We start from the raw sequence: 19891 nt of genomic DNA on the forward strand, positions 1-19891 counted from the left end.
GGCTACTGGACGTTGTCGATCGCCCAGCCGCCCGCCGCGGGGACGAGGGTGTACTGGAGGGGCTCGGCGATCGGGTCGGGCGTCGGAAGCGGGTCCCCGTTCTCATCGACGAGGCTCAGGTAGCGCTCGGTCGTCAACACGGTGATGTTCTCACCGGTCTGCTCGACCGTGTCGACCTCGATCTCGTACTCGTCCGTCGACTCGTCGAAGACCTCCGCGGTCGACTCGAACGCGGCACAGTCGGTCATCCCCAGCGCCTGGCGATACCCCTCGGTGGTGGTCTCGAAGTACAGGTCGCAGTCCGCGTCGTCCCACGCGTCGTCGTACCGCTCGACGACCTCCACCGCCGCGCGCTCCGCGTCGCTGCCCGCCGGGGAGCCGCCGCCGGTGATCTGGCCGATGAGACGCGGGATGAACACCGCCGCCAGCACGATGAGCGCGACCACGAGCACGCCGAGCACGGCGAACACGATCCAGAGCTTCGACTTCGCCGCCGGCTGCGGGGACCCTTCCTGATAGGTGGCGCGCCCATCGGCGGCGCCGGCTGCCGGTTCGCCCGGAAAACCACCGGGGTAGGCGCCGACCGGGGCACCGGAGGCCGCGTGTGCCGGGTAGCCGGGGGTGTCGGGGGTGGCGCCGGTCGGGGCGATGCCGGCGGCTGCGGCCGCGGCGGGGTCGAGACCTGCGAGCGCCTCGGCAGCCGTAGGACTGCCCGGCTCGGCGGGCGCGGCGGAGCCGGCTTCTGCCGCGGGAGGGGAGTCGTCGGCGGAGCCGGCCTGCACCTGATCGGTCCACGCCTCACCGTCCCACCAACGCTGGGTCCCGCTGCCGTCGTCGTACCAGCCCGGAGGTGTTGTGCTCATGGCGTTCCTTCGCGTGTGCGATGACCGTTCCCGGACGACGGATGCCGCCGCCGGATCAGCCTAGCCCTCGCCCTGGCCCTCCCACCGGGGTCGTTCGGGCACGGCATCCACACTTCTCCGGTGAGAGTGTTCTCACCCTTCGAGCGCTCTCCGGCATCCCGGCGTTACCGTTGAGGTGCTCCACCCTGGTTGTGCGGTGTTCGGGTCACCCCGCCAGGAAGACGGCCCGGGCTCACCGCCCGGGCCGTGTTTTCGGTCCGCTCGCTCAGTGCGTCGCGAGGTCGGGGTCCGCCCCCACCCGCTGACCGCGGTCGAGGCCGTCGATCGCCGCCATCTCGGCCGCCGAAAGCTCGAACCCGAACACGTCGAAGTTCTCGGCCATGCGCGCGCGGGAGTTGGACTTCGGGAACACGATGATGTCCTGCTGCAGGTGCCAGCGGATGACGACCTGGGCGGGCGTGACGCCGTGGGCGGCAGCGGCGCCGGCGATCGCCTGCTCACCGAACAGGTCGTACTTGCCCTGACCGAGCGGCCCCCATGCCTCGGTCCGGATACCGAGCGGCTCGGTGAACGCCCGCAGTTCGCGCTGCGCGAAGGCGGGGTGCAGCTCGATCTGATCGACCGCGGGCACCGTGTCGGACTCGGCGAGGATGCGCTCGAGGTGCGAGCGGTGGAAGTTGGAGACGCCGATGGAGCGGGTCAGTCCCCGGTCGCGCAGCTGCTCGAGCGCACGCCACGACTCGGCGTAGCGGTCGAGGTCGGGGCGCGGCCAGTGGATGAGGTACAGGTCGACCCGGTCGAGGCCGAGCTTGTCCAGGCTCGTCGCGAGCGCGTCGTAGGCCGACTGCGTGCCCTGGTCGGCGTTCCACAGCTTCGTGGTGACGAACAGTTCATCGCGGGAGATACCGGATGCCGCGATCGCGCGGCCGACGCCTTCTTCGTTGCCGTAGACCGCTGCCGTGTCGATGTGGCGGTAGCCGACCTCGAGCGCGTCGGTGACGATGCGCTCGGTCTCGGCGGGGTCGACCTTGAAGACACCGAACCCGAGCTGCGGAATGGTGTGGCCGTCATTGAGCGTGAGGGTGGGAACTGTCATGCGCCCAGCCTGGCATGGGCGCAGCACCCGGCGACGCTCGGTGGGGGGTGCGCGTCAAGCCAGCGAGTACGCGGAGCTGCCCGTCCACACGGCCTCCTCCACGACGAGGTCCTCCAGCAGCGTCACCACCCCCGACCCCGACTTCGGATCCACCCGGCGGTAGCCCCGGGGAAGGTCGTCCACGAGCTGTCTTGCCCTCGGTCCGCCAACCAACAGAAACACCATGCACGCAATGTATGCCGCGCCGCGGAATGTGCGGGAGAGGTTGCGCCGACCCGCAGAGAGGCATAAGAGGTAGACTGCGAAATGCTGCACGCCACCTTCTCAACGTGGTGAACAACCTCAGCCAGAAGGAAGCGTAAGCCTCATGGGAACCCTGTATTACGGCGGTGAATCTACAGCCGTCCACATCGAGGACCGGGCACTGGCCCACCTCAAGGTCGTGATCGCGACCAAGCTGCGCCGAGGTGAGAGCTTCACCGTTTCCTGGCGCCACCCCGACGACCAGCCGCGCGGTCGCAGCACGGTCTGGATCCACCCGTCCATTCCGCTGCGGTTCGTCTTCGACGACCCCGAGCCCGCGCAGCTGAGCCGCAGCTGGGTCGAGGAGCTCGCCAGCAGCGCGAGCTCGTCCGGCGGCATCATGCTCATCGCTGAGCACTTCGACACCGAGTCGATGGACGTCGCCGACGACGCCCGCCAGGGCTCGTCCTCGGCACTGGCCTGACCCTCGATCCCCCGGCATCCACCATGGTGCCGGGGGCCGACGGCCGCTAGGTTGCGGTCATGTCGAACGATCTCACCATCGGTACTCGATTCGGTTCGAGCGTCCCCGCCCACGTTCTCGCGAAGAAACTGAACCGGCACACTTTCTGGTGCGGCCAGAGCGGATCGGGCAAGACCTATGCGCTCGGGGTGCTGCTGGAGCAGCTGATCCTCGACACGCGGCTGCCGGTGGTCGTGCTCGACCCGAACTCCGATTTCGTGCGGCTGCGCGAGCTGCGCGACACCGCACCCCCGGAATCGGCCGCGCTGTGGCGCGAACGCGACATCCGCGTGCTCCGGCTCGACGGACCCGAAGAGGACCGCCTGCGGGTGAGGTTTCTGGGGATGACCCTGCAGGCGCGCGCCGCCGTGCTCAAGATCGACCCCATCATCGATCCCGAGGACTACAACGCCATGCTGCGGCTGGAGTCGTTCGTGCACACCGATCTGCGCGGGCACCTCGTGCAGTGGCTGCGCGAGCAGAACGACCCGGCATGGCATCGCCTCGCGATGCGCCTGGAGAACCTCGGCATCGCGGACCTCGACGTGTGGGCCTGGGGCGGGCGCGACCTGATCGACGTCGTCGACGAGCGGGCGGATGCCACCGTCATCGACCTCGGCGGCTTCTCCACCCCCCTCGAGCCGAAGGCCGCGGCGCTCGCGCTGCTGGATCACCTGTGGAACAACCGCAACGAGCGGGTCGGTCGCCTGATCGTCATCGACGAGGCACACAACCTGTGCTCCCCCGATCCGGTGACAGAGGTCGACCGCCTGCTCACCGAGCGCATCGTGCAGATCGCGGCAGAGGGCCGCAAGTACGGGATCTGGCTGCTGCTGTCCACGCAACGCCCGTCGAAGGTGCACCCCAACGCGCTGTCGCAGTGCGACAACCTCGCCCTCATGAAGATGAGCTCGCTGTCCGACGTCGCCGACCTCGGCCGCCAGCTCGGCTACGCGCCCGACGAGCTGCTCACCCAGGCGCCGTCGTTCCGTCAGGGTCAGGCGCTGTTCGCCGGCGGCTTCGCCGAGCAGGCGCAGATCGTGCAGGTGGGCGCGCGCCTCACGCAAGAGGGCGGCAACGACGTGGCGATCGAGGTGCGTTAGCCAGAACGCGGGGCGAACCGGTCGGTCTGCATCCTGCTCGCCGTCTCGGCGGGGTCGTCGTCGGCCGGCCATTCCCGACGGATGCTGCCCTCGAGCACGCGAGCCAGCGGCGCCCAGCCCACGAAGCGCGGCGACTCCCAACCCGGGGCGGGCGTCAGTGCCGCCAGGCCGCGATAGCCGTCGACGCGCACGCGGTCCCACGCGTGGATGACGTCGCCGTCGCCCAGCGCGAGTCCCACATGACCCCAGTTGCGGTGGGTGCTCAACAGCTCGCCGAACGCGTCGTAGAACACCAAGGCACCCGCCGGCGGCACCCCGGTGTTCGCGGCGGCGTCGTAGAGCTCGGCCGATTCGTGGGCATCGTCGCCGCCGAACAGCTCCAGCGCGTTCGCGCGTTCGATGGCATCCTCGACGAACGCCAGGCAGCGGGTGGCGTACGCGGTCGACCCGACCCGGCGCATCGCCCAGGCGATCGCGTTGCGGGCATGGGTCGCGACGTCTGCGGGGAGGGGCGCGGTGCTCATAGGTCACGATGGCATCGGCGCTGTGCATCGGGCAAGCGGTCGAGGGTCTGCGCTGCGCCGAACCGATCTGGCGTCCCCGGAGTGTGCGACGCTGGAAGCGACTCACTGCGGATGCCCCGCATCGATCCGCCGGACATCCGATCCGTCGGCGGGGGCGTTCGCATGCGAAAGGAACCGCCGTGCCATCGATCGACTTCGACGCCCTCACCGAAGCGCAGCTGCGTGAGAACGGCAGCCTGAAGTGGACCATGTTCCCCGACGCCATCGGCGCGTTCGTCGCCGAGATGGACTTCGGCGTCGCGCCCGCGATCCGCGACGCGATCACCGGTGCCCTCGACCGCGGCGCCACGGGCTACCTGCCGGCGCAGGCCGCGGCCGACCTGTCGGCCGCGACCGCCGCCTGGTATGCCGACCGCTACGGCTGGGCGGTGCCGCCGGAGCGCGTGCACCACGTGCCCGACGTCATCGCCGCGTTCGAACTCGCCCTCGAGCGGTTCTCCGCGCCGGGATCCGCCGTCATCGTCCCCACCCCCGCGTACATGCCCTTCCTGTCGGTGCCGCCCATGCACGACCGCCGTGTCATCGAGGTGCCGAGCATCGAGGTCGACGGCCGCATGGTCATGGATCTCGACGGCATCGCCCGCGCGTTCGAGGACGGCGGCGGCCTGCTCGTGCTCTGCAACCCGCACAACCCGCTCGGCACCGTGTTCACGCGGGAGGAGCTCGAGGCCGTCGCTGCGGTGGTCGACGCCGCCGGTGGCCGGGTGTTCTCCGACGAGATTCACGCACCGATCGTCTACCGCCCGGCCCAGCACATCCCCTACGCGTCGATCTCGGACGTCGCCGCAGCACACACGCTCACCGCGGCATCCGCCTCGAAGGCGTGGAACCTCGCCGGACTGAAGTGCGCGCAGGTCATCCTCTCGAGCGACGCGGATGCCACGGCGTGGGAGGAGTTCGGGTTCTGGGCCGGCCACGGCACCGCCACCCTGGGCGTGCTGGCGAACACCGCCGCCTACACCGGGGGCGCGCCCTGGCTCGAGGAGGTCGTGGCGTACCTCGACGGCAATCGGCGTCTGCTGGCCGAGCTGGTGGCGCAGCTGCTGCCGCAGGCGCGCATGACCGTGCCGGAGGGGACCTACATCGCCCTCATCGACCTGCGGGCCTACGGCCTCGACGGCGACCTGAGCGAGTGGTTCCGCGAGCACGCGCGTGTCGCGATGACCGACGGCATCGCGTGCGGCGAAGCCGGCCGCGGTCACACCCGCTTCGTGTTCGCACTGCCGCGCCCGCTGCTGCGTGAGGCCGTGGAGCGTATGGCGGCCGCTCTGGAGGCCGACGCCGCGGCGCGCGAGTCGGCGGCGTAACAGGCGTCAGTCGGCGTCGAGAACGGCGAGCGGCAGCTCCGCCACGAGCTCGCGCGCGAGGAAGCCGAGTCCCATCCGCTCAGTGAGGCGGTCGCCGGAGCGGGCGTGCACCCACGCGCCCCACACGGCGGCGCGCGCCAGCCCGGTGCCGCGCGCGACGAAGCCGGTGACGGCGCCGGCGAGCACGTCGCCGCTCCCCGAGGTCGCGAGCCCCGGGCCACCGCCGTCGATGCGCCAGACGGCGCCCTCGGGGTCGGCGACCAGGTCGTAGCAGCTGACGACGGCTCTGTGGCGGCGGGCGACGTCACGCACGGCATCCGTCAGGTCGCCCTCGATGTCGTCGCCGAGCGCCTGACCCTGCAGAAGGGCGAGCTCCTCACGATTGGGAGTGAGGACGAGCCCGTCCGGCAGCCGGTCCCGATCGACGCCGGGCAGGATGCCGAGGGCATAGGCGTCGAGCACGAGGCACGCCGGTCCCGCGTCGGCGATGGCGAGCAGGGTGTCGCGGGTCTCGTCGGCGTCGTCGAAGCCCGGACCCACGAGCACAGCGTCGGCTGCGGCGATCTTCCGCCGATCAGGCTCCTCGAACGGGTCGGTGGCACGATCGGGCAGGGCGTAGATGGCGGCCTCGGGCAGCACGATGCCGACCTGGGCGTCGATCGAGCCCGGGACGAAGACCCCCAGCCGCCCCGCGCCGACGCGCAGCGCCGCCTCCCCCGCGAGCATCACTCCCCCGGGCGTGCGGCGGGATCCCCCCACCACGATGACATCGCCGCGCGCCTTCTTGTCGGCACCGGGGTCGGGCAGCCCCCACCGGGCGAGCACCTCGCCGGTGACCGGCTCGGGGTCGACCGGCTCCGGTCGGCGGCTCATCGCGCCGGGTCCTGCTCGGCGTCCGCGGCCTGCGGATCCCCCACCTCGGGGGTGCCGGGGTGCACGGTGACCGTGGCTCCCTCTTCGCGCAGGTGCCGCACGTCGGAGAAGGCGGGCATCTCCCAGCTTTCACCGGTGAACTCGAGGTGCGTGACCGAGGCATTCAGCACCGGATTGGCCGCGGCGAACTCCAGCAGCTCCTGCTCCTGCAGGCTGCGCAGCAGTGATGCGATGAGCGTCACGACCGCGTCGTGGGCGACGATCAGCGCCGATTCCCCGGGGCCGGCGAACAGGTCGCCCAGGAACGAGCGCAGCCGCAGGGCGACGTCGGCCCACGACTCCCCACCCGGCGGCCGGTGGTAGAACTTGCCGAGGTGCCGGCGGCGCTCCGCCTCCTCCGGGTGCAGCCGCGCCACGCCGCGGGTGGTCAGCAGATCGAGGATGCCGAGCTCGCGGTCGCGCAGCCGTTCGTCCACCAGGACGACGGCCGGGTCGTCGCCCAGCGCGATGGCGAGGGTCTCGCGGGCGCGGAGGTAGGGCGACACCCAGTAGGTGCCGATGCCCGCCCGCTGCTCGGCCAGCCACTCGCCGAGGGCAGCGGCCTGGTCCCGGCCGGTGGGCGACAGGGGAACGTCGCTGTCGCGGATGTCGAGCGGGATGCGCTCGAGGCCTTCGCGTTCGGCGCGCGTGGCCGCCACGTTTCCCACGCTCTCGCCGTGTCGTACGAGCCACAGAGTCTTCACCGGCATCCGCCCACCCTAGAACCCGCCGGCCGGAAAGACCCGGGGTTGCGCTCGCCCGCATTCGTTGCAAGCGAGCGCCCCACAGGTCCTAGCCGGCGGTGTTCGTCGGAGGCGGGCCGGGCGTCGGCGCGGGCGCGGGCGTCGGGGCCGGGGTCTCTGCCCCGGCGGCGAGGTCGTGCGCGAGCTCCTGCTCCGCCTCCTGTGAGAGGGAGGTCTGCATGATCGTGCCGTGGAAAGGCGCCAACGCCGCGGCGAACTTGTCGGCGGTGAGCTTGGTCGCATAGATCACGACCGCCGACTTGCCGGCGGAGACCGCCGATTGCACGCGGCCGCGGAACTCGGAGTCCATCCCCGCCTTGTCGAGCCCCGCGAACAGGGCACCGACGAGTCCGCCGACGACGAGACCGGCGACGGGGACGAAGAAGAGGATCCCGATGAGCGTGCCGAACAGGGCTCCACCGACGGCGCCGAACCCGATGTTCGCCACACCGCCCGGGTACTCGACGCTCGTCTTCCCCTCGCTGTTCACCTTCACCAGCGCGAGGCCGGCCAGTTGCACCACCAGGTCGTCCTGCAATTGCTGCACGGTGTTGTACGCCGCCTCGGCGTCGGACTCCGAGTCGAAGGCGATGACGATCAGATCAGCCATGGGTTCCTACCTTTGATCGAGCCACCCACAGCGACGCTCCACAGCGGGCAGCGTTCGGGATGCACCACCAGGCGCCCTTGAGCGTCCGCTGCTGCACACTGTCGTCCGGCCGACGCTAATCGCACCCTCGTGGCGCGACAAGGGGCCTTCCGCGCCACCCGGTGCGGGGTGATCATGGGCACACCGACGATAGGAGGCCGCCATGAAGGCGCTCGTTTACCACGGACCGGGAAACAAGGCGTGGGAGGACGTGCCCGATCCCGTCATCACCAACCCGACGGATGCCATCGTGAAGATCGATTCCACGACGATCTGCGGCACTGATCTCCACATCCTCAAGGGCGATGTGCCCGCTGTCGTCGACGGGCGCGTCCTCGGCCACGAGGGAGTGGGCACCGTCACCCAGGTGGGCGCCGCGGTGGAGGGCCTCGCCATCGGCGACCGCGTCATCATCTCGTGCGTCAGCGCGTGCGGTCACTGCGCCTACTGCCGCAAGCAGGTGTACTCCCACTGCCTGGCGCCCGAGGGCGCCTCGGGCATCGGGTGGATCCTCGGCCACCTCATCGACGGAACGCAGGCCGAGTACGTGCGGGTGCCGTATGCCGAGAACTCGCTCTATAAGGTTCCCGCCTCCGTCACCGACGCCGAGGGGATCCTGCTGTCGGACATCCTCCCCACCGGCCACGAGATCGGCGTGCTCGCCGGCAAGGTCAAGGCGGGGGACGTCGTGGCGGTCATCGGGGCGGGGCCCGTGGGCCTGGCGACGATCGCGACGGCGGGGCTGTACGGACCGTCGCGCATCATCGCGATGGACCTGGACGCCAACCGCATCGAGCAGGCCCGCCGGTTCGGCGCGACCGACGGCGTGCTGTCATCGGAGGCCGACTGGCGCAACCAGGTGATGGCGATGACCGACGGACTGGGGGTCGACGTCGCGATCGAAGCGGTCGGCATCCCGGCGACCTTCGCCGCGGCGATCGACATCGTGCGTCCCGGTGGGGTCGTCGCCAATGTGGGGGTGCACGGCAAGCCCGTCGAGCTGCCGATCGACCGCCTGTGGATCGCCAACATCGCCATCACGATGGGGCTCGTGAACACCAACACGACCGACACGCTGCTCAAGCTGGTCGAGCAGCACAAGCTGGATGCCTCACGGTTCGTGACCCACGAATTCACGCTGGCCGAGATCGAGAAGGCCTATGACGTGTTCGGGCGCGCCGCCGAGACCAAGGCTCTGAAGGTGCTCATCACGGCGTAGGCCCGCGGCACCGGAACGACAGAACCCCCGGCGTGAGCCGGGGGTTCTTCGTCTGTAGCAGGAGCGGGGTTCGAACCCGCGACCTCACGATTAGGCGTCGGCTGGTTTCACGAGAACGCATGCGACGTCAACGCGCCCAATAGTCTGACGGTGACAGTTCTTGAGAACTCGTCGACGTGCACGGATGCTTGAGCAATACGCGGGGTTTATGCGGGGTGGTCAAGTGGTGGCCTGGACGTGAGCAGGCTGGCGCCCGCAACGCACTACAGGGACGAGTAGCCGCCTTCGCAGTACCAATCGTTGTCTGCGAGCGCTTCGAAGAGGACTGCACGACGGTTGTTCTCGTCCACACCGAACAGGATTCTGGCTGTGTCGCGGAGGTGCCCTCGGACATCGTCAGCGCACCCATCGGAGAAGTTGGCCGTCAGCGTCTCACGCATCTCCGCCAAGTCGGTCGCCGAGACCACCGCGAAGAGTTGCCCAAGTTTCAACTGTCTGAACTGAAACGTCACTCTCGACTGCACAGTGGGTGCTAGTCCGGGGTGGGGACGCGCGACGAAGCGCACGCTCACCGGCTCGGTCTCCAGGAGCTCGGCCCAGAGCCACCGGCCTAGCGACGGGGCCCCATACGGGTACAAAAACTGGTCGTCGTAGCCGTCCGCGACGCTACTGCCAAGCACGTGATTACATCGACTACAGGCCGGTATCAGATTCAGCGGCTCGATTGCGAGGCCCGCAACCACGTCCTTCGGAACGAAGTGATCCAGGGTGTTAGCCACCCCATACTGACAGTACGTGCACAGATTTCGCAGAGCGCCCGATATGAGCTCGTCATAGCTCGAGCGCGCTGGCCGCCCACTGCGGGCTAGCTGCGTTTTGTAGATCTTTTTCATTTCCGCATCAGTCAGATCTGACACCTCGAAATGATCAGGATCGAGATCGTGTAAGCGGTCGGAGTCGTGAGCAGCCGAGAGTCGGAGGCTGTTGGCCGTGAGATTCGCGCGAGAACTCCGGATGCGGCGAGCAAACGCACTGTCACGCACGCCGGCTGCACACTGCGTGGCAACGTCGTGAACGGTGATCGCCGGACGATCAATGCGCCACATTGGTGTCCTCGATAGCCGCATTCACCATAGCCCGCAGAATCGCGCGACCCTCTGCACCGACCTGGCCGTCGAGTTCTTGGATCGACGCTTCGTATGTCCGGGCTCTCGAAACGACCTCCTCAAGCACGCCGTGGAAGCCGGTCGAGATTACTTCGAGCCCGAAGATCTCGTTCGTCAGGGTGCCCACGTTCTCCCCGAAGGTCTCAATGGTCGGCCTGGCCAGCGACAATTGCTTCCCGTTTCGGTCGAGGCGCCACACGCACGACCTCGGCACCTCCTGCAGCACCACGGGTGAGTGCGTCGCGACGATTGCCACGCCGTTGCGGTCGATCAAGAGACTGCTCAGGGCGCGCACGAACGCTGAGAGAAGCGGCGGATGGAGATGTGCCTCGGGTTCGTCGAGCAAGACAAGACTCTTCTCCTCGACAGTCTCGACGAGCCGAGTCATCGTGAGCAGGACTATCTTGTGACCCGAACTGAGCAAGCGGAATCGGTCTGAGATGTAATCAAGAATCTCAGCTTCGTCCTCCCCCTCTTCGATGGTGTCCGCGATGCCGGCCGCACCGAAGATCGGGTCTGATTCCAGAAGGCGAAGGGAGTCGAGCCACCTCTGGCGACGGCCCCGGTCGAGACAGAGCTTCGCACTCCTAGTCATCTCCGACGCTAAGGCCTGGTGACTTTTGAACGGATCGTCTTTCTTCCCGCCGATCTTCTTCAGCCCTACGTAGTGATAGGTAAGCCCTTTCGTCCGGTCTTGGGGCACAGGAATAGGCTCAAACTCGTCGAACGCGCTGAACGATACAGAGACCAAGTTGGCGAGCGCCGCGCTCTCTGCGTCAGTATCAGGGGCATCGCGCGCCTCCTTCTGCACCAGGTGCTTTGCGAGACGGTTGAGAAACGTGCTTTTGCCAACCCCGTTCCGCCCGATCAGGACATGAACGTTCGTCGGGGGCACCGCCCCCGGAGTCACCGAGAACTCGATTCGCACCGGCTTCGGCTTGGAGTACTTGAGCGAGTAGGAGAGTTCGTAGGGGGTAAGACGTGCTCCACCGCGCGCCAGGCGCGCGAACTGGTCGCGGACAGTCGGCAACGGCACCGTTCGTAGGAGTGAAACGCGCGTGACGTCCTCGGACTCAGCCTGTCGAAGTAGATCGGGATCGTGGGCGATGTCGCGAAGCCCCAGCAACACTGCTTCCCTGATTTGACCGCCCAGCTTGGTGAGATCCTCGTAGTACGAGGGATCCTGCCCAAGTGAGAAGAAGTCAGCGGGGAGTCGATCGAAAGCGGACGGCGGCGCTGGCGTGCGTTCGCCTGGCCCCGCATCCCTCGCTCGGGCTGGCTTTAGCCCGAAGCGACCGATCTTCGTGTTGCCTACATAGTGCTCTCGACCTTCCGCGTCTATGTACTCAACCGAGTAGAGCGTCGCGTACTTGAACCAATCGTCCCAGTCCTGACGGGTGAGCCTGACAGCCCCCCGATGGTTGGGATCGGGAGCGTGACCGGACTCCACGTAAAAGCGCATGTTCCCCCAACTGCGTTGTCAGACTCGCACTCGCCTCTTCGGGCCCAGATGTGGCCAGCGAAACGCTGACTGTGCATAAGTTCAGCGCAAGTATGCCATCCCCGATGCGGCTGCGAAGGCTCTGCGCTCAGGTCTGCGTCCTAATTCCCACGCCGGGCGTCGACTGTCTATGCTCGGGGCCGTGCTGTTCGCTTACATCGACGAGTCGTACATAGAGGGCAAGGTGCACCTGGTGGGTGCGCTAGTCCTCGATGCACGGCAGGTGGACAGGATCCGCCTGGCGCTGGACGACGTGCTCTGGAAGACCAATCGCGCGCACCCCGAAGTTCCACTCACTGCAGAGTTCCACGGGCAGAATCTCTTCCAGAGATCCGAAGAGTGGTCATGCCTTCGGAACAAGCAAGCCGTTGCCTTCGCCCTATACCGCCGGGCGATCGCACAGATAGCGAACGTGGGAGGGGCGTGGTTCATCGGAGGGGTAAGCCGTGTGGACCGACTCGCGAAGCGATATGTCGACCCGTGGCCCCCACACGAGATCTCATTGCAGTACGCGCTCGAACTGGTCGATCAGTATGCGGCCGAGCGAGGGTCTCGTGTCACCATCATCGCGGATCAAGTACCGGACCAGGCCCATCACGAGGCGCGGGTACAGCAGTGGCAGGACGTGGGCCGCACACCTGGTTGGAAGGCCCTTGCGCTCGACCGCATCGAGCGCCCGTTTGACTGGGTCGACTCCCGTGAGCATCGACCGTTGCAGGCATCGGACATGCTCACTTACATCTATCTGCGCAAGCGGTACGGCTTCGCGAGCGCGCATCCGCGCACGGTCGCGGAAGTGGAGCGCATCCGTAACCTCGCGATCCCATGCCTCAAAGGCCAGCACGTATGGACCCCTTAACGCACTGAAGGCCCCGCTCAGCGGGGCCTCAGGCGGATGACGTTCCAGCGGCCCGTCATGACCTCACGATACCATCCCGCTTCCTCGGCTCAAATAGCCAATTTGGCGGCTCGCAATTAGCTGGCTCGCCGGTATCCGCAGCTCAGTCAACTCTCGGAATCTACGATCTCGTGCCGTCAGCCGAACACGCACCCGCGGGTCACCACCGGGTCCTGCGCAGTTCCCACCACCCCGCAGACCCGCGCGCACGGCGAGCGTCAGAACGCTTGCGGGCTACGCGCGGAGGGGGCAGGGCGTCCGGCCCCGTCGGTGCGCAACGGCACACACAGTGAGCCGTCGATGCCCGGAAGTTCATCTGACACGACAGGTCGTGCGGTACCGGTGAAGGGCGTAGCGACGCCGCAGCATCGGCATTCGCGCCCTGGCACACAGTGCGTCATGGTTCGGAATCCCCTCGAAACGTCCTCGCACGGAGCGTAGCGTTCCTCCATGGACCTCGACGACGTCGCGCAGCCACGATGCCCGGGGTGCGGGACGGTGCTCCGGTCGACGGGTAAGGGGTTTGCGTGTGTGACGTGCTCGTTGGTGTTTCTGGGCACAATGCCGTCTCCAGGCGATCCGGGCACGTTGTGACGGACCGGCCGTCCGGGCCAGCACCTCGCTAGGGCTCGCCGGGGAGCGATGCATGTCGCTACCGCGCGCGATGCTCCGCGATGCCATCGTGGTGGATCTGCGAAAGCTCCTGAGAGATGGAAAGCAGCGCGGCGACCTCCGCCACCTTCAGCTGCTGGTCGACGGTCATGTGCTCCACACTCGTGACGTTTCCAGTTGACATGCCCTTTGCCGCACCGATCGCCGATGCGAGCGCGTCCCATGCAGTTGCGTAATCGTTAGTCATGCCCTTAACGTACGGCCCCCCACGGACACTGCCCCTGCCTTAGCACGACGAATGGCACGCGGGCACTGATCAACGAATGTGCTTCGTACCGACGTGGGGTTGTTTGAGCTCGGCCGGGGAAGGGATACCTGGCCGATGGGATCGCGCTCGTCACGGACGAGAAGCGGCAGCAAGTGCTCGAGCAGAACCGCCATTCATGCCACCGATGCAGGCGTACGGGCGGCATGCCGTCGAATGGCACGCAAGAACGACCTCCGATGTGGGCGTGGATCGCGTGGCCGCACAAGCCTCCTGAGCGCGTCGCCGGGAACCCTTCACCCGCTGCCACTACCCCCTGAACCCGCGCGCGGGGAGAGAGGCAGAACGCTTGCGGGCCGGGGGCGAGGAGGGGGGCGGGGTGCTACCCCCTCCTCGTAGAGCGCTCGGTGCAACCGGCGCGGGTCACCGCGCCCGACGTTGTACTGGGCCGATCTGCCTTCGTGTTGGCTCGCCATCGCTGCCGCGTCGCAAGTCCCCGTCGCTAGACACCCACCGGCGTCAGAAGATCGCGCTCGAGCCGCGCCTCAACCAACGCGATCGACAGATGCTCAGGGAGGTCGCAGCGGTATCCCCGCAAGGCGTCCTCAATCATGGCCCGTTCGGCCGCGGACACCTCTGCCAGCGGACGGTGCCCCGTACGCAAGCCATCGGTCCTGCCCAGGTGCTGGGCGGCCCCTCGCGACTTCTCTGCGTTCCGGTCAACCATGCACGCGCGGCACGGCTCATCGTGCGCCCAGTGTGCGTGCCGCGTGCAGGCACGGCTCGTCCTAGCGCCAATCGACGCCGATGCCACGTCATCCCCCAGAGAGTTCTGTTCCCTTTCCTTCGCGGCGGGGTATACCGCCACATGCCCCGCCACACGCCCCGCCACATGCCCCGCCACATGCGACCCGCCCTCGGTGGCGGGATACCCCGCCACGCTCTTACGCAACGTTTCCGAGGTTCCGCTGGGCGCAGTGGCGGGATACCCCGCCACATCCTGCGCGCGCCGATTGGATGCCCACGAGGCTACGTCGGGCGCAAGGATCCGCCACGTGATGGACCTACGGGCCGTGGGTGCCGTAGCCACCCGTTCGATCAAACGATTCGCTTCAAGCAACTCCAGCGCGTTCCGCACGTCGCGTCGCTGGAGACCCCCAAGCATGCTTGCAAGAGTGGCCGCAGACGGCCAGGCGACCCCAGTCGGGTCGGCGTGGAGCGCGAGGGCGACCAGTACCCGACTCGCCCGATCCGGCCCGACGCTGGGACTTCGCTCAGTCAGTTCCGCACCGAGCGCCCACCTCACCAGGCCATCGCCGAGATCGCTCATCGCATGCGACGACATTGCGGTCCTCCAATCCTCTTTGCGCGCCACGCCCCCGACCCCGGGCGCGACGCACGGGCAACCAACGTGCTCACCACGCGAGTCTTCGGCCGATCACGGCGGAATCCCCGTCCGCCCCTGCCTGCGCGCTCAGCGGTCACCGGCCTCCGCCATCTGCTGCAGCCAGGCGAGGACGTCTTCGCGCCGATAGCGGACCGCTCGCAGTCCGAGTTTGGTGACCTTCGGACCGGTTCCTTCAGTCGCCCAACGCGCAAGTGTGGGCACCGACGTCTGCGTGTAATGCGCAACCTGCGACCGCGTTGCGACCTCCGGGAGTTCGACCGTGACTGCCGACATAACGTGCTCCTTTCTGAAGTAACCAGATATTGGCTACTTGAGGACGCTATCAGAAGTTTCCAATGGGTGGTTACTTCATTCATGTATGCTCGTGCCATGTCACTTGATAGCCGTGCAGTCGGAGTCGCCGTACGCAAAGCACGCGAGGAGCTGGGGCTCTCCCAGGATCAGCTAGCGCGCAAGGCGCGTGCGTACGGCCTCGCGTGGACGACGTCACGTGTGAGCGAACTGGAGCGTGGAGAACGTCGCATCACACTGCCGGTCTTGCTGTGCGTGGCCGCTGCACTCTCGAACGAACGTGAGGGCTACCGTGTCTCGGTGTCTGATCTGGCAGGTCACGCTGATATCCCGATCACCGATCGATGGAGCATCAGCGTTGGCGACCTGAGCAGCTTTATCTCGGGCGACTTCGCGAACCTCGACATGGCGTCCACCCTCCCGAATGACTCTCGATTCGCGAGCACCGACCGCCCCCACGGGGTCGCGCAGGCGAGCGTCCACCGGCTCGGTTTTCCGGCACCCGCCCCACCAACCGCTGATAACACCTCCACCCTCGCTGAGCGACGCGCGGCAAGGCGGCTAGGCGTCGAAGCCTCCGTTGTAAACGACTGGGCCCAGCAAATCTGGGGACAAACACTCGACGAAGAAGCCGCCAAACGGGCAACGACAGGCTCACCCCAGGCTCGTGGGCACATCACTCGTCAATTGATTCTCGAACTAGAAAGGCACCTTGATGGCTCGACCACGGACACCGCTGAGTAGCCACGGGACCATCCACCTCTCGGAGGTCACGCCCGGAAAATGGCGAGCACGCGCCCGCCATCGCTTCGACGATGGCAAGCTCCGACAGGTTGAACGGTTTGCGCCGACCAAGGCCAAGGCTCAGGCCAATCTGCGGCAGGCGCTTGCGGATATCCAGGCGTCGAGCGCGGTGGAGGTGCGCCGCGAAACTCGCCTCCGAGACCTTGGCGAGCGCTTCCTCCTCGCCAAGGCAGACCGCGCTCCCCGGACCCTGGAGACGTATGAGCGTTGCGTTCGCAAGATCATCGCTCCCCGCATCGGAGACCTGTCCGTCTCCGAGGCCACGCCGGACCGCCTGCAGCGCTTTTTGGACTCTGTCACGGCCGACATCGGCCCCGGTAGCGCGAAGACCGTACGCGCTGTGCTTTCCGGCATGATGGGCCTCGCAACGCGCGCAGATGCCGTGCGCCACAACCCCGTGCGGGAGCTCGAGACAGTGAGAGCGAGGGCGACGGGCGCGTCACCCGTGCCGCTCGAGGCACTGGCCGGATTGCTTGAGAGTGTGCGCGCAGACGAACGCTTGCAGCAGCTGGACATGGTTGACCTCATCGATTTCGTCGCCGGAACCGGCGCGCGGATCAGTGAGGCGTGCGGACTGGCCTGGAGCGATGTGGACCTCTCCGCAGGCGCGGTGACCATTCGAGCGAACGTCGTGCGCGCAACCGGGCGTGGCGTCATCCGCCAGGAGCACACCAAGACCGAGGCTGGCACCAGACGTATCCAGCTCCCCGGTGCGCTTGTGGGCATCCTGGGCGATCGTCGGTTCCGCATCGGGCCGAATCCCCACGACCTCGTCTTCCCGACCGTTCTCGGGAACATCCGCGACCCGCGCAACACAGCAAGAGACTGGGCGGCCGCGCGCGTCCGGCTCAACCTCGGGGACTACAGCTTCCATTCATTCCGCAAAACAGTCGCCACGGCTCTGGACCAGGCAGGCCTCACCCCCCGCGACATCGCGGAGTACCTAGGGCACAGCGACCCGTCGCTCACCATGGGCACGTATATGTCGAAGACCGTGGGCGGCACCCGAGCCTCAGAGGCTCTTGATTTGGTGCTGGGCTTCTGAATCTGCGGGGTTTGTGCGGGGAGAGCGCAGTCGCCGACAACAGCTAAGCCCCGAAATCGTTGAGATTCCGGGGCTTTCTGTAGCAGGAGCGGGGTTCGAACCCGCGACCTCACGATTATGAGTCGTGCGCTCTCACCAACTGAGCTACCCTGCCGCGATGCATCCGATGGATACTGCGAGCCCCGAGTCAGGATTGAACTGACGACCCCTTCCTTACCATGGAAGTGCTCTGCCACTGAGCTATCGGGGCGTGCTGCCTGCAAGCAGGCAACTAGAAGAGGATATCAGAGCGAACGCCTCCTCTGAAACGCGGGTCACCCCGCCGTGTGCTCCTTCATCCACGGAAGCGGGTCGATCTTGGTCGTACCGTTCTGCCACACCTCGAAATGCAGGTGCGCGCCGAAGGAGTATCCGGTGTCGCCGACGGTTCCGAGCACCTCGCCCACCTTCACGGTGTCGCCGGTCTTGACCCGCAGCGAGCCGTACTCCATGTGCGCGTAGTGGCTCGAGACGAGCTCACCGTCGATCTCGTGGTCGATGACCACGTGCACGCCGTAGAGGCCGCCCGACTCTGTCGCGATCCGCACCGTGCCGTCGGCGATCGCGTGGATCTCGGCACCCTGACCGGGCACGAAGTCGATGCCGTGGTGCAGGCTGCCGTCGCGCATCTCGAAGCCCCACGTGTAGGGCACCCCGACGGGGAAGGGCCACTGCACGGGCGAGTTCGGGTTGTTGATGAACGAGTTGTCGAAGTTGCGCACGCCCGATGCTGCGGCAAGATCCGACATCGTCGCGGTCGAGTAGCTCTCGTCGCGGTTGAGCGTGACATCGCCCACCGTCGAGGAGGCGACGAACGCCTGGATCTCTTCCTCGCCCGACGGCGCCGCCGCGGCGAGCGAGGTCGTCGCGGCGCTGCCCTTGGTTGCACTCGCGCCGACGGCACCGGCGGGGGTGGTCATTCCGACCGCAAGCAACCCCACGACGCCCATGGCGCCGATCGAGACGGACGCGGCGGCCAGCCGCTTGCGGGCGGAAGCCCAGCGCGGCGGCCGCGGCTGCGCGCGGACCAGCGCGCACTCGGTCTGCTGCTCGGGCTCGGTGCGAGCGGTCGGGGCGGCGACTGCGGGGCTGAAGGCGAACAAGCGGGCAGCCTGTTCGAAATCGTCGTGCCGGCTCTGGACCGATGCGGCGGCCGATGCCTCGAGCGCAGGAGCGGTCGCGACGAACACCGCGGCGGTGGTCGGGGCGGCATCCGCCCCGGGTTGCGTCTCGGCCTGCTGCGCGGCTTCGACGATCAGCGGCGCGGCGGATGTCGCACGGCGGGCGCGGCGCGACAGCGGCAGCGCCGCGACCTCGACGACAGCGGGAGTCTCGACGACGGGCGTCTCGACGACGGGCGCCTCGACGTGCTCGGGGGCCGCGTCACTAGCGGCATCCGTCGCCGACGTCAAGGGGTGGGCATCCGGGGTGAGGGATGCGGGAAGCTCTATCGCGGCCGCTGCGACGACGAGGGCGGCCAGTTCCACCGCTTCGCTCTGCTGAGCGGCCTGCCGTGCGGCACGACGGCGAAGCTCCGCGCGAGTGAGCGCGCTCGGCGTCTCGCTCGGGGGCGTGGCGACGGTGCGGCTGGACCGGCGCGTGGGCGCAGGAACAGCCGTGTCGGCGTCGATGGTCAAATCGCGGGCTCTCGGGTCGGCCGCTCGGGGGGCGAGGGACGTCTTCGGGTGGTGGTGATGTCACCTTTTCGTTCGGGCCGAGAAAGTAACGATCGGGTAAACACTACCCCGCGCGCGAGGTGATTGTCACGCCCGAATTCGACCGTTTCAGCGGCCCTGCGTGTCGCCTGCCGTGTCGTCTGCGAAGACCACGTCGGCGAGGCGTTGCACCAGCGCCCGATTGCCGACGATCGTCATGTCGCGGTTCGGCGCGTCGCCCGGCATCCCCACAGCCACACCTCCGGCCTCCTGCACCAGCAGCACGCCGGCGGCGTGATCCCAGGGATTCAGTCCGCGCTCGAAGTACCCGTCCAGGCGGCCTGCGGCGACATAGGCGAGATCCAGCGACGCGGCACCGATGCGACGGATGTCGCGCGCGAGCGGCATGACCCGCCCGAGCAGGGCCAGCTGCGGCCCGTGGGTGGCCGGGTCGTAGCCGAAGCCGGTGGCCAGGAGCGATCCGGCCGGGTTGACCTCGGCATTCACGGCAAGCCGGGACTCGCCCAGCCAGGCCCCCTCGCCGCGTGCGGCGTGGAACATCTCGCCGAGAGCCGGCGCATGCACGGCGGCGGCGAGGGCTGTCCAGGAGAGCGGGTCGGGCTCGCCGCTGACGGCGGCGATGCTGACGGCGTACGAGGGGATGCCGTAGGCGTAGTTGACGGTGCCGTCGATCGGGTCGACCACCCAGGTGACGCCGGTCGAACCGCGTTCGGGGTCCGACTCTTCCCCGAGGAACCCGTCGCCGGGGCGTGCGGCGGCGATGCGGGCGCGGATCAGCGCCTCCACCTCACGGTCGGCCTCGGTGACGATGTCGGCGAGCGCCGACTTGCTCGCCGCGATCGACACGCCCTCCTCCCGTCTCGCCCGGGCGAGGGCTCCGGCCTCGCGGGCGATATCGACGGCGAGGGATTCGAGTTGCTGCTCCAGACCCATGCGCACCACGC

Annotated in this window: 21 protein-coding genes and 2 tRNA genes; 7 read left to right on the plus strand and 16 right to left on the minus strand. The window is 67.8% G+C overall.

Annotated elements, in window-relative coordinates; translation table 11 throughout:
- Nucleotides 1-2: 2 nt before the first annotated feature.
- From ACFVR6_RS08440 to ACFVR6_RS08450, 3 genes are all read right to left on the minus strand, one after another.
- Nucleotides 3-863 (minus strand): DUF2510 domain-containing protein, encoded by an 861-nt coding sequence (locus ACFVR6_RS08440; RefSeq protein WP_386961218.1) that lies wholly within the window; start codon nucleotides 861-863, stop codon nucleotides 3-5.
- A gap of 265 nt (nucleotides 864-1128) precedes the next feature.
- Nucleotides 1129-1959 carry an aldo/keto reductase gene (locus ACFVR6_RS08445; RefSeq protein ID WP_386961221.1) on the minus strand — a complete coding sequence of 277 codons (831 nt, stop codon included), beginning with the start codon at nucleotides 1957-1959 and terminating at the stop codon, nucleotides 1129-1131.
- 54 nt (nucleotides 1960-2013) lie between these two features.
- On the minus strand, nucleotides 2014-2142 hold the full coding sequence (locus tag ACFVR6_RS08450) for a hypothetical protein (protein ID WP_386961223.1): 129 nt from the start codon (nucleotides 2140-2142) through the stop codon (nucleotides 2014-2016).
- A 184-nt stretch (nucleotides 2143-2326) separates the two neighbouring features.
- Between ACFVR6_RS08450 and ACFVR6_RS08455 the strand changes: the two genes are divergently transcribed.
- Both ACFVR6_RS08455 and ACFVR6_RS08460 read left to right on the plus strand, forming a co-directional pair.
- On the plus strand, nucleotides 2327-2686 hold the full coding sequence (locus ACFVR6_RS08455) for a DUF7882 family protein (RefSeq protein WP_386961226.1): 360 nt from the start codon (nucleotides 2327-2329) through the stop codon (nucleotides 2684-2686).
- Nucleotides 2687-2745: 59 nt separating this feature from the next.
- The gene (locus ACFVR6_RS08460; RefSeq protein ID WP_386961229.1) at nucleotides 2746-3828 is read left to right on the plus strand and encodes an ATP-binding protein; all 1083 of its coding nucleotides are present in this window, start codon (nucleotides 2746-2748) and stop codon (nucleotides 3826-3828) included.
- On the opposite strand, the gene ACFVR6_RS08465 is transcribed toward ACFVR6_RS08460, so the two are convergent.
- Nucleotides 3825-4352: a hypothetical protein gene (locus ACFVR6_RS08465; RefSeq protein WP_386961231.1), complete on the minus strand. Its 528-nt coding sequence runs from the start codon at nucleotides 4350-4352 to the stop codon at nucleotides 3825-3827. The two genes, ACFVR6_RS08460 and ACFVR6_RS08465, sit on opposite strands and share 4 nt — an antisense overlap.
- 179 nt (nucleotides 4353-4531) lie before the next feature.
- Between ACFVR6_RS08465 and ACFVR6_RS08470 the strand changes: the two genes are divergently transcribed.
- Entirely contained in the window at nucleotides 4532-5719 is a 1188-nt protein-coding gene (locus ACFVR6_RS08470) for a MalY/PatB family protein (RefSeq protein WP_386961234.1), read from the plus strand.
- A gap of 6 nt (nucleotides 5720-5725) precedes the next feature.
- Here ACFVR6_RS08470 and ACFVR6_RS08475 read toward each other — a convergent pair whose 3' ends face one another.
- The 3 genes from ACFVR6_RS08475 to ACFVR6_RS08485 all read right to left on the minus strand — a co-directional run bounded on the left by ACFVR6_RS08475 (nucleotide 5726) and on the right by ACFVR6_RS08485 (nucleotide 7984).
- The gene (locus ACFVR6_RS08475; protein ID WP_386961238.1) at nucleotides 5726-6592 is read right to left on the minus strand and encodes an NAD(P)H-hydrate dehydratase; all 867 of its coding nucleotides are present in this window, start codon (nucleotides 6590-6592) and stop codon (nucleotides 5726-5728) included.
- On the minus strand, nucleotides 6589-7341 hold the full coding sequence (locus ACFVR6_RS08480; RefSeq protein ID WP_386961241.1) for a histidine phosphatase family protein: 753 nt from the start codon (nucleotides 7339-7341) through the stop codon (nucleotides 6589-6591). The genes ACFVR6_RS08475 and ACFVR6_RS08480 overlap by 4 nt, the downstream gene beginning before the upstream one ends.
- Nucleotides 7342-7423: 82 nt before the next feature.
- Nucleotides 7424-7984 carry a DUF1269 domain-containing protein gene (locus ACFVR6_RS08485; RefSeq protein WP_386961244.1) on the minus strand — a complete coding sequence of 187 codons (561 nt, stop codon included), beginning with the start codon at nucleotides 7982-7984 and terminating at the stop codon, nucleotides 7424-7426.
- A 202-nt stretch (nucleotides 7985-8186) separates the two neighbouring features.
- Here ACFVR6_RS08485 and ACFVR6_RS08490 point away from each other — a divergent pair, with 202 nt between their 5' ends.
- Entirely contained in the window at nucleotides 8187-9242 is a 1056-nt protein-coding gene (locus ACFVR6_RS08490; RefSeq protein WP_386961247.1) for a zinc-dependent alcohol dehydrogenase family protein, read from the plus strand.
- A gap of 263 nt (nucleotides 9243-9505) precedes the next feature.
- Here the strand turns inward: ACFVR6_RS08490 and ACFVR6_RS08495 are convergent, their stop codons facing one another.
- Both ACFVR6_RS08495 and ACFVR6_RS08500 read right to left on the minus strand, forming a co-directional pair.
- Nucleotides 9506-10369 (minus strand): HNH endonuclease, encoded by an 864-nt coding sequence (locus ACFVR6_RS08495; RefSeq protein ID WP_386961250.1) that lies wholly within the window; start codon nucleotides 10367-10369, stop codon nucleotides 9506-9508.
- Complete coding sequence (locus ACFVR6_RS08500) at nucleotides 10335-11870, minus strand: AAA family ATPase (protein ID WP_386961253.1); 1536 nt, start codon at nucleotides 11868-11870, stop codon at nucleotides 10335-10337. Before ACFVR6_RS08500 ends, ACFVR6_RS08495 begins: the two co-directional genes overlap by 35 nt.
- A 181-nt stretch (nucleotides 11871-12051) precedes the next feature.
- Here ACFVR6_RS08500 and ACFVR6_RS08505 point away from each other — a divergent pair, with 181 nt between their 5' ends.
- Nucleotides 12052-12768: a DUF3800 domain-containing protein gene (locus ACFVR6_RS08505; RefSeq protein WP_386961256.1), complete on the plus strand. Its 717-nt coding sequence runs from the start codon at nucleotides 12052-12054 to the stop codon at nucleotides 12766-12768.
- Between the two features lie 691 nt (nucleotides 12769-13459).
- On the opposite strand, the gene ACFVR6_RS08510 is transcribed toward ACFVR6_RS08505, so the two are convergent.
- From ACFVR6_RS08510 to ACFVR6_RS08520, 3 genes are all read right to left on the minus strand, one after another.
- Complete coding sequence (locus ACFVR6_RS08510) at nucleotides 13460-13666, minus strand: hypothetical protein (RefSeq protein WP_386961259.1); 207 nt, start codon at nucleotides 13664-13666, stop codon at nucleotides 13460-13462.
- A 520-nt stretch (nucleotides 13667-14186) separates the two neighbouring features.
- Nucleotides 14187-15029, minus strand: coding sequence for a helix-turn-helix domain-containing protein (locus ACFVR6_RS08515; RefSeq protein WP_386961262.1), 843 nt, complete (start codon nucleotides 15027-15029; stop codon nucleotides 14187-14189).
- Nucleotides 15030-15158: 129 nt separating this feature from the next.
- Nucleotides 15159-15365 carry a helix-turn-helix transcriptional regulator gene (locus ACFVR6_RS08520; protein WP_386961265.1) on the minus strand — a complete coding sequence of 69 codons (207 nt, stop codon included), beginning with the start codon at nucleotides 15363-15365 and terminating at the stop codon, nucleotides 15159-15161.
- 96 nt (nucleotides 15366-15461) lie between these two features.
- Between ACFVR6_RS08520 and ACFVR6_RS08525 the strand changes: the two genes are divergently transcribed.
- Nucleotides 15462-16127 carry a helix-turn-helix domain-containing protein gene (locus ACFVR6_RS08525; protein WP_386961269.1) on the plus strand — a complete coding sequence of 222 codons (666 nt, stop codon included), beginning with the start codon at nucleotides 15462-15464 and terminating at the stop codon, nucleotides 16125-16127.
- A complete protein-coding gene (gene xerC, locus ACFVR6_RS08530; RefSeq protein ID WP_386961272.1) occupies nucleotides 16099-17232 on the plus strand; it encodes a site-specific integrase in 1134 nt (377 codons plus the stop codon). Before ACFVR6_RS08525 ends, xerC begins: the two co-directional genes overlap by 29 nt.
- A gap of 80 nt (nucleotides 17233-17312) precedes the next feature.
- Here the strand turns inward: xerC and ACFVR6_RS08535 are convergent.
- The 4 genes from ACFVR6_RS08535 to ACFVR6_RS08550 all read right to left on the minus strand — a co-directional run bounded on the left by ACFVR6_RS08535 (nucleotide 17313) and on the right by ACFVR6_RS08550 (nucleotide 19880).
- Nucleotides 17313-17386: transfer RNA gene (locus ACFVR6_RS08535), tRNA-Met, on the minus strand.
- 24 nt (nucleotides 17387-17410) lie between these two features.
- Nucleotides 17411-17482, minus strand: a tRNA-Thr gene (locus ACFVR6_RS08540).
- Between the two features lie 64 nt (nucleotides 17483-17546).
- Entirely contained in the window at nucleotides 17547-18908 is a 1362-nt protein-coding gene (locus tag ACFVR6_RS08545) for a M23 family metallopeptidase (protein WP_386961275.1), read from the minus strand.
- Between the two features lie 147 nt (nucleotides 18909-19055).
- The gene (locus ACFVR6_RS08550) at nucleotides 19056-19880 is read right to left on the minus strand and encodes an inositol monophosphatase family protein (protein ID WP_386961278.1); all 825 of its coding nucleotides are present in this window, start codon (nucleotides 19878-19880) and stop codon (nucleotides 19056-19058) included.
- Nucleotides 19881-19891: the final 11 nt, after the last annotated feature.

Source organism: Microbacterium sp. NPDC058021, from assembly GCF_042885955.1.
GTDB lineage: Bacteria > Actinomycetota > Actinomycetes > Actinomycetales > Microbacteriaceae > Microbacterium.